General features: G+C 56.7%; 6 protein-coding genes. 2 read left to right on the top strand and 4 right to left on the bottom strand.

The window, feature by feature from the left end; genetic code table 11:
• On the bottom strand, nt 1-309 hold a 309-nt coding region (locus AC5RTT_RS19390), incomplete at its 3' end, for a thiamine pyrophosphate-binding protein (protein WP_494146542.1).
• Nucleotides 310-1328: 1019 nt separating this feature from the next.
• On the opposite strand from AC5RTT_RS19390, the gene AC5RTT_RS19385 reads away from it, so the two are divergent.
• Both AC5RTT_RS19385 and AC5RTT_RS19380 read left to right on the top strand, forming a co-directional pair.
• Nucleotides 1329-2084, top strand: coding sequence for a TY-Chap2 family putative peptide chaperone (locus AC5RTT_RS19385; protein ID WP_494146541.1), 756 nt, complete (start codon nt 1329-1331; stop codon nt 2082-2084).
• A gap of 14 nt (nt 2085-2098) precedes the next feature.
• Complete coding sequence (locus tag AC5RTT_RS19380; protein ID WP_494146540.1) at nt 2099-2239, top strand: hypothetical protein; 141 nt, start codon at nt 2099-2101, stop codon at nt 2237-2239.
• A gap of 719 nt (nt 2240-2958) precedes the next feature.
• Here AC5RTT_RS19380 and AC5RTT_RS19375 read toward each other — a convergent pair.
• The 3 genes from AC5RTT_RS19375 to AC5RTT_RS19365 form a co-directional block, all read right to left on the bottom strand.
• Nucleotides 2959-4893: a DUF262 domain-containing protein gene (locus AC5RTT_RS19375; protein ID WP_494146539.1), complete on the bottom strand. Its 1935-nt coding sequence runs from the start codon at nt 4891-4893 to the stop codon at nt 2959-2961.
• An 85-nt stretch (nt 4894-4978) separates the two neighbouring features.
• Nucleotides 4979-5413 (bottom strand): hypothetical protein, encoded by a 435-nt coding sequence (locus tag AC5RTT_RS19370; protein ID WP_494146538.1) that lies wholly within the window; start codon nt 5411-5413, stop codon nt 4979-4981.
• Between the two features lie 92 nt (nt 5414-5505).
• Nucleotides 5506-6079: hypothetical protein (locus tag AC5RTT_RS19365; protein WP_494146537.1), on the bottom strand; the 574-nt coding region annotated here is incomplete at its 5' end.

The raw sequence follows: 6079 nt of genomic DNA, 5'->3' as shown, positions 1-6079 counted from the left end.
GGTGGGGGCGTCCCCGGTGACCAGGACGACGGGGATCTGCGCCTGGACTGCCTCGGCGAGGGCGGTGAGCGCGTTGGTGTAGCCGGGGCCGTAGGTGGTGGTGCCCGCGGCGAGCCGTCCCGAGGTGCGGTAGTAGGCGTCGGCAGCTGCGATGGCAGCACCCTCATGCCGGACGGCGGTGAAGCGCATGCCCTCATTCTCGGCGGCGTCCAGGAAGTAGACGTTGCCGTTGCCCATGACGCCGAAGACGTCGCTGACGTAGCTGCTGAGAACCTGCGCGACGCGGCCGGAGACGGTAAGTGAAGTTATGCAGGAATCCTGTGACGCAGGCCTCAGATCAGCAAGGGCCGCGATTCTGGTTGGGATTTTTGGCAGCAGAAGCAAGCAGGGGTGACAAAACGCCCATCAGAGGCCCACGTCACCCGCATTTAGTCGCGGGACTGCTGTTTGGACAGCCGGTGGGGATGAGCACTTATTAAGTATTCAGGGAAGTTAGAGCGGCAAACTAGTGCAGTGACCTTGCGATGCCAGTACTGATTTTTGTAAGGCGTGCTCTTTATGATAGTCTTCGCGGACTAACCCTGATTTTAGGTGTTGGTGTTCGCTAGCTGCGATTTTCGTAACCGGTTCGATTCCGGGGCCGCTATGGTGGGTAACCGTCATCGCGGTACTGCTAGTGGTTGCAGTGAATGTCATTCCCGTCGTTGTTGCAAAAATTAGGGTTCTAACGAAACTTCTACCTGACAATGTACGTGTGAATGGAACGGTGGTCTTTATGGGTGTTATCTCCTGTTTTGTCTACGATGCAATCAAGGCTATGGTGAGCCTCAGCACCTAAGCTCAGGGTTAGTTCGGGCGTGACAACAATCGTCCAGGCAGACGCTGGGCTGGAGCCCGCGTCCCTAGTGTGGCCGTTTGGCTGGATACTGTGGATCAGGTGCGGGAGGCGTTCCCGATGTTCCGGCAGCGGCGGCTGTAAGCGCTCATTTTGTCTTGCTAGCCGAGGTGGCGGTTCTGATCTCGTCCGAGGGATGCGCCGGTTGCGCCGGCCGGAACTCCAAAGCGAATATCCATGGCAACCATAAGGGGAATGGTGGCCCGAGCAGTCACGCCATGTGTGTACGGCAAGTTTGCCCTTAACTGAGGTGGACGGCGTCAAGGCCCCTGCGCCGAACCTCAGAGCTTTTGTGTTCTTTCGACAAAACCTCAAGAATCTCTACTTAGCACAAGTACGTTGCTAAAACAGGGGAAATAGTGTCAGATTCCGTACGTCCTGACTGCGGCTAGGCTTCGTTTCAAGATCGCCATCCTAACGATTTGTCCCAACTGTGTCAGAGTCGAAGGATGACGTAGTTGAACTCGGGCTGGAGTTGGTCAAAGGTGTGATGATGAACTTTCATATTCAGGAACGCTTCGTTATCGCTCAATCGTGGTGGATCGCTACGGAACTCGTTAGACGGAACACCCAATTGCGTATCTTGGAATGGCATCCAGGTGGGGGGCAATACGACGCCCTGGGTTTGCTTGACGAGACCCGTGGGAAAGTCCTTGTTTCTTTGAACCGAAGGGGTGGGCGCATCCATGTTGAGGACTCCCCCGATTTTAGCCCGGTCGAATGGTCGGAAGTATTCGCCAGTCGACCTCATGCGATCGTGGAGAGGATCGAAAAGGGTGCGGGCCTCACGCCTCCCGCTCGCACGCCACCTACCGGAAGGGCTGCTCTCACATACAGAATCATGACGTCGATTCTGGCGCAGATGGTGAATTCGAAGAATACTTGGGACGCAAGGAGCGCATTTTTAGATACCTCTGGCTACGGTGGCGGACCTATCGAGAGCCTCTTTGACCGCTTCCCCAGCGCCGCGAGGCAAAGAAAAACTGCCGCAAGCCCTGCTGCTCTCGGCGACGCAGCGGCAGGATTCTGGTCGTTGAACCGAGACGGGGTTCCTCTTGCCGTTCTCGATCAGTGGGGACTACTACACCAGCAAAAGGGGGAGCCTGTCGATCTGATGCGGCACTTTGTAGCTAATCAGCGCAGTCTCTCAGCAACAATCGGTCAATCTCTTGGAGAACTTCTAAAGTAGTGCTCATTCCGGACTTGTCGCCAATTGATGCCGTCAGCACCCTCATCGAGCAAACCATTAGCCCCCGCCGGGCAGTGCCGCGCGCCATCATGCTGGTGGCGCTGATCGGCGGTGGTATCTTCGTGGCGGTGCTCTACGTGACCCAGCTCGTGTAGCCGGGGGGGCGTCTTCGAGGACGCGGCCTCCGCGGCCAGCTCCATCGCCCTGCAGATCGACGGGCAGCTGTTCGGCGCCGTTTTCCTGGCCAGCATGGTGGTGGCACAGTTCGCCTCCGGCCTCGCCGGGGAGGTCGGTGCCCTCGGCACCGCGTTCAATCTCCGACTAGGGAGGGCGCTCAGATCGAAAGTAACGATCTTTGTTGAAGGTGACGATACGGCTCTGCTGCGGAGCTTTGCCAAGACGCTTGGCAGCGGTCCCGTTCGACGCGGGGCTTTGGAGAGTCGGCGTTCCCGTGATGTTCGAGCACGGGGGGTGCGGTTCGGGCTGATGAACTGCTACGACCCGCGATTCCCCTAGCTGGCCAGATCACCGGCCCATGATGGCGCGCAGGTCTGGTCTGCTCGTCCAGGGTGCCGGGCACGCATATGACGGAGCAGTGGCCGGCGCTGAACGTGGTCAGGGCAATTGCGAACACCGTGTGCGTGGCGGGGGTGTGTGAAGCACCGCCTCTGTCAGTTGGGCGAAGCGCGCTGGTGGACGCATGGGGTTGTGGAGGCGGACCTTGGGCTGGCCGCTGATGTGCGAGCGTCTTCAGGCCCGGGTAGCGAACCTTCCACTAATCGCCGGGTGTTTGCCCGTCTGTCTACAGGTAACTGGAACACATCCGATCTGGCAGCGAGAAGGTCAGCCATCGTGACAAAGACATGCCCCGGGGTCACCCGCCAGCATTTAAGCGCCCCCGGTTGGCGAATTCAAAGCTGTTTTCAGGTTCGCTGGGTGCGGCAGACGTTGGTCTCGGCCACGCCTCCAGGGCTACCCTAATCAGGTGGCGCGTTCGTGCAGCAATGCGCGTCTCGTCCCACTGTTCAGACCAAGACGCTCCATCGAACTCGTCAGCGGTCTCGGGCCGCGACAAAACCGAACCGGTTGTCAGCCGCAGAAGGCTGTGCCGCTGTATGTGAGGTTTTTTGAATTCCCAGCTGTTGTTGCTGAGCGCGGGGTTGAGCTTAGTCGTAACAAGCGTCAGGTTGCCCAACTGATGTATCGCCGAGGTTCTCCGTATGAGATCCTCTTCGCTGTGGTTGTCCGGAAGTGCCCAGTGTTTGCCCCATTCCTGAGGCATAAGGTGTTCGATGTTGAGTCTGGAATCGGTACTGGAAAGCTGGTTTCCTGGCTCTGTCTTTCCTGACTGAAGATGATTTTCCAGCCCAACCAGCAAGCTCCGGAGCCGCGCCCTATAAACGGACTTGTAAAGGCCAGCGTCAGCCAGAGCGACGGTAAACTCTTCATCTGAGGGCCAGCGCCGTGAGTCAGCTGTTTGCGCAGCTAGTGCGGCGATCACAGTATCCCCAACATTTTCCGGCTCCGCTGTGCTGGCGATGTCCATGAGTTGAACGAACAGCTTGTTGTAGTCACCGTTCGGCATGCGTGCCACACCTCGCCGCATGAGGAAGGAGTCTATGGCTCGTGCTACCAGCTCCTTCTGGTTCCACGGAACAGCATCGTCCGCGAAGACTCTGAGCAGCAGCGGCCAAGGCGTCATGGTGCCAGTCGCCTGCATACGGTTGAGAAGCGCTCCCACGTCAGACAGAGAAGGCATGCGCTCAAGTTCATCGTACTTGTCCGCGTAGCGCCGGATGTCTACGATCAAATCAGCAGCGCTAGGAGGAGGCGGAACGGGGCCATCCGGACTGGAAGTTAGCCACTCTCGCACGTCGACAAACAAGTGCTCCGCGCTAACCTCACCCTTTGTCTGGATGGTGAGCCAGTAACTTAGCAGCAAGTCGATGCGGGACCGCTTCATACGGCCTGTGGTCACTTGTCGGCGCCATTGCTGACCGTCCAAAGGCAGCCAGCTGTCGAGGAGAAGTGAATCCGCTCGCTTATGATCGCCCTGTTGTTCGACTTTTTGGAACAGTAGGTTCTTCACGAGGTCAGCAGCATCCAGCTTCACTCCACGATGATTGAGGGCTTCGAAGATCACCTGGGGGTCATCGTACGATTCCAGGTAAATCTGAACGAGCTGCATACGGTCGCGGAGGGTCTCAAACAGGTAGCCCAGTCGGAGCTCAGGGTCAGCAGAGCTGTTGCACCAGCTGGATATCGAGTCCTCGAACCAGTCCGCAGCCTTCACCAGTTTGTGTCCCTCGAGTCCTGCAGGAACGGCAGAGTCTTCCGTTCTAAGAGCCCAGCGAAACGCCCCGTTGTCTTGAGGGAGAGGCCAAAGTTTATGTAGGTCCTCTGCATGATCTGGGTGGATTGCTTCACGCTTGTTTTCCAGCAGGGTGCTGAACAGGCCAGCAGACGTGACTGCCCCAACTTTGAGGGCTACACGTCGAGAAGCAGCCAGCAAGACTTGGAGCGTAGTCAAGCGTTGTTGGCCATCGATGACAGCAGAGGAGGACAGCCTGCGCGGAAGATGGCGGCGCGATTGGATAACGACGGCACCGAGGAAATATGTGCGGGGGTCATGGCGACCATGCTCATCGAAAACTTCCGCCTCGACTTCTTCCGCTGCCGTGCGGACGTCGGTCCACAAGGGCGCCCAGTTGAGCACTTCATCCCAGACGTAAGGACGCTGAAATAGCGGCACTACCAGGTGATGATCGGCTGCAAAGACGTGACCAAGAGTAACGTCGCCAGCTTTCATTATTTCCCCCATTGGATCGATAGTTTGGTTGGCTCAGGCTACAGTATGACTCTCGATACGACTTAGAGGACGCTGTAGTGGTAGGTCAGATCCTGACATCTGCGATGCTTTCCTCGATGAGATCAAATTCGCTAGATTCAGCGTGATCGAAATAACCGACTATTCGTTGTGAGACAGCAATTAGCCGGTGCTCTTCAAAGCCCGGAACGTTGTCGCCGGGACCGACATATACCCAGTCAAGATTCTTTCGGTAGTAAAATGTCTCGTCGTTTACCAGCACCAGCACGAGAAGCACCATCCCGCTGGTACTCATGGTGACGAAGTATTCTTCATGGTCGTTAGGTTGTGGTGAGCGAGGCCACCGATCCAATCGCGCTTCGACTATTGAGTCCGGATCCAGGTCGTAGTAGAACTCGTCATCGTGCTTGAAATAACCAGACTTGAGGATGTTCCGATCGATCAAATGATCCGTGGAGAGTATGAAGCTCGAACCGAGAGCATAGCGGTGTGCCAACTTCATATCTCCCCAAGTCACAAATCTTGATAGCACGATTCTCCTTTCGCGGAAGCGCTACAGGTCGTATATGGATCCTGCGCCTGTGTTTAGGCATTTTACGGTTGGCTAGCGATCCACTGTGCGAAGTCGTAGGCACTGAGCCGCTGCGTCTTTTTTGTACTCTCCTCACCGTGCTGGTCCCAAAATTCAACAGCGCAAAGTTTCAGACTTTTGTCGATGCTATAAAGATATTCGCCTCTGCAAGGGCTTGGGTCCCCTTCATCGGCAGGCATGTGGTTTTCGAAGTCGAGTACAGGCCAGTATCCGTGTTGCCATGTTCCTGACCGCCTGGCTTCGCCATAGCCGGTGTCCATGGTTCCGCGCACCAAGTCGCGTATGGAAAAGTCGGGTACTTCGTGAGGGTCGTCGTCAGAGACGAACTGGATTGATGAATCAGAAAATTCTGGTGGTGCTGAGCGTTTCCCGCTAAGGCTTTCAGCGCTGTCCCACCAGTTGATCGCTTCTACTAGGTTGTCCATGCCGAGCTGCTGTAGACGCTGCTTGTGACCTTCTTTCCACTTGACAGGAATCCGAGGGTGTTTCATAGAGTGTGTAAGGGTCCGGTCTCTAACTAGGGTTTGACCTGCGGTTTTACCCTTGAAAGGACGGGCCCTCTTGGCCGAAATCAGT

The organism is Arthrobacter sp. Y3221157 (assembly GCF_059089865.1).
The sequence above is the reverse complement of the archived record's forward strand: the minus strand, read 5'-3'. Positions and strand labels throughout refer to the sequence as shown.